This is a genomic window from Enterovibrio norvegicus FF-33, from assembly GCF_000286835.2.
Classification (GTDB): domain Bacteria; phylum Pseudomonadota; class Gammaproteobacteria; order Enterobacterales; family Vibrionaceae; genus Enterovibrio; species Enterovibrio norvegicus_A.
Genome location: NZ_AJYD02000033.1, coordinates 1,282 through 3,920 on the forward strand (window position 1 = coordinate 1,282; position 2,639 = coordinate 3,920).

At 41.9% G+C, this 2,639-nt stretch carries 3 protein-coding genes; all 3 read left to right on the plus strand.

Annotated elements, in window-relative coordinates; all coding sequences use genetic code 11:
• Positions 1–515: 515 nt before the first annotated feature.
• On the plus strand, positions 516–899 hold the full coding sequence (locus tag A1OO_RS08350; RefSeq protein WP_016958044.1) for a RidA family protein: 384 nt from the start codon (positions 516–518) through the stop codon (positions 897–899).
• Positions 900–1,416: 517 nt separating this feature from the next.
• Positions 1,417–1,677 carry a hypothetical protein gene (locus tag A1OO_RS08360; RefSeq protein WP_016958933.1) on the plus strand — a complete coding sequence of 87 codons (261 nt, stop codon included), beginning with the start codon at positions 1,417–1,419 and terminating at the stop codon, positions 1,675–1,677.
• Positions 1,678–2,151: 474 nt separating this feature from the next.
• Complete coding sequence (locus A1OO_RS08370; protein ID WP_158009008.1) at positions 2,152–2,472, plus strand: hypothetical protein; 321 nt, start codon at positions 2,152–2,154, stop codon at positions 2,470–2,472.
• The last annotated feature ends 167 nt before the right edge of the window (positions 2,473–2,639 follow it).

Here is a 2,639-nt window from a genome sequence, read left to right on the forward strand (position 1 = left end):
GCAGTTAATACATTCGTGGTTGTGATTTGGATAGTATGGGTGAAGCACTCTTAGCAATTGTTGCGCTACTTTTCATTCTAGGCATTCCGGTGTTTATGGGGTTTCTTGATGAAATCAAACTAAAGCATAAACGTGTTGAGTTGGAGAATTACGATTTGTTCAAGTTCAGAGCAGCGGGAAAGAACGTGGTTTGTAGTCACTGTAATAGTGAGTACTTTAGGCATTCAAATTTTCTACTTAACACGAGGGCAGCTAGCTTCTTAGGTCTGGATTGGGCAAATAAAAGTACTACGTCGTTAGAGTGTATGGACTGCGGAAAATTAACACTTTTTGCCCAAGAGAAAGTTGTGAAACTTCATGACATATCCTGAGTCCGGATGCTTGCATAACAAGGCTATAAACGGGACGCTTTGTCAATGTGGAACTTTTCCAAAGTGTCGTGAATACAAAGGATTAAACGGTTTTGGGTGGTTTTATAAGCGCCCGTTATTGCAACGTTATGGCTAAGAGGTAATATGAAGAAGTCTATTGTCCCTGAGCAATTCAAACACTACTACTACGATTGGCACTTTTCACCGGCAATTGAAGCAGATGGAACGGTTTATCTATCCGGCGTTACTGCTGCTAGAAAAGATAAACCAATCAGCATTGATCCCCAAGAGCAGTTCCACGATGCGTTTTATAAACTAGGTGTATATCTCGATGCCGCAGGGCAAACTTACGATGACATTCTTGAAATGACCACATTCCACATTGACTTAAAGGCGCACATTGAGGTGTTTTCAAAAGTCAAAGACGAGTATGTGAAAGCTCCATATCCAGCGTGGTCTGCTATAGGAGTATCTGAGTTCATTCCAGAAAATGCCTTGGTAGAAATGCGTATTGTGGCAAAAAGATAATTTCGCCCGCCATAACAAGAGCATGAACGGGACGTTTACTCGTGGCGCATTTTATCAAAAGCGGTGATTTAACTGTTTCAATCAGTTTGGGCTAGTAAACGCCCGTTATGCTAACGTTATACGCTGTAATTTTACTTACATGTAAGCAGCGACTTTGAGCGCCAAACCACAGTGGTTTTCTCAACAAAAAAGCGGTTTGGTTTTTGATCGCCGCTCACCATTGAAAGTGTTGCAAACAAGCCATCAATGGCCAGAAAAGACCAAGCATCCCAAGGGCTGCTTGCAAAGGCAAAAGGCGAGGTTCGGCTATTCAAACAGATTGGGTGGCAGCTTTATAACAAAGGTTTTCAAGGCGGACGCAAAACATTCCCGCAAATTTTGTTATATCAAATTACGGTGTTTACGGTGGCTTTCTTGCGTGAAGTGAATGTTTTACGCCGCTTAAAACGACGTTATGAAAACTTTAAATCATCTCTTTGGGCTCTTTTACTTCACCGTTTAACCAAAGGAGTGATTAATGAAGACTTATCAGTTTATGCAAAAAGAAACGGTTGTTATCCATTTGGAATCAGGTACGCAAACCTTTGAAAGTGAGCAAAGCCAGTTGTTGACGCAAGGATTCGAGCTTGCAGGAGAGCCAATAGAGGCTGAATCTGTTGAAGCAGCGTATGATCTGCATAGCCAGAAGTATGGTGATAGTAGTAACGAGTATCCATTACTTGGTACGTTATCTGAGGTTCCTCAAGCTCTAGCCTTAAGAGCAATTCTTGGTGGTTAGCAGTTCATTTTCATAACAAGCAAATGAACGGGACGTTTACTCGTGGCGCATTTTTTCATAGAAACGCTGTGATTTAGGTGCTTCACTCAGCTTTGGCTAGTAAACGCCCGTTATTCGAACGTTATACGCTGTAATTTTACTTACATGTAAGCAGCGACTTTGAGCGCCAAACCACAGTGGTTTTCTCAACAAAAAAGCGGTTTGGTTTTTGATCGCCGCTCACCATTGAAAGTGTTGCAAACAAGCCATCAATGGCCAGAAAAGACCAAGCATCCCAAGGGCTGCTTGCAAAGGCAAAAGGCGAGGTTCGGCTATTCAAACAGATTGGGTGGCAGCTTTATAACAAAGGTTTTCAAGGCGGACGCAAAACATTCCCGCAAATTTTGTTATATCAATTTATGGCGTTTACGGTGGCTTTCTTGCGTGAAGCTAATGTTTTACGCCCCTTAAAACGACGTTATACGAGAAATAGGCATGGAGACTGTCCTAGATTTCCTAAATGGAAAATACAGGCTGAGCACAACACCTCATGAAATGAGAATGTCTCATTGGGTGTACGCACCAGTAATCATCGACATTGAGACCAACGAAATTATCCTAAATCTCGAAGGCAATATATGGGATTTGCGTTCAGCTGGTGAATCACAAGATTCAATCATTCTAAAATTGTCTCGCTACCCTGATGGAGTAACTGAGTATACAGTCGAAATTATTCCAGATGCTGCAACTGCAATTGTTGAAGGCGTCAGTTTGTCGGTAACTAGAATTGTCCAATTTTTGGATGCCCTCGTATAACAAGGCAATAAACGTGGACGCTTTTTCAATGCGTCAGCTTTTCAAAGTGTTGCGAATACAAAGGATTAAAGCAGTTTTGGGTGGTTTGATAAGCGCCCGTTATTGCGACGTTATATCGCTGAATCTTTTTGAGTGTACTCAGTCCCAGGTTTGGCAAGCCAAATAAG

Excerpts from the sequence above, each read along its gene's own strand:
- A1OO_RS08360 (WP_016958933.1), top strand. The coding sequence starts at position 1,417 with ATGAAGACTTATCAGTTTATGCAAAAAGAAACGGTTGTTATCCATTTG.
- A1OO_RS08350 (WP_016958044.1), top strand. The coding sequence starts at position 516 with ATGAAGAAGTCTATTGTCCCTGAGCAATTCAAACACTACTACTACGAT.
- A1OO_RS08370 (WP_158009008.1), top strand. The coding sequence starts at position 2,152 with ATGGAGACTGTCCTAGATTTCCTAAATGGAAAATACAGGCTGAGCACA.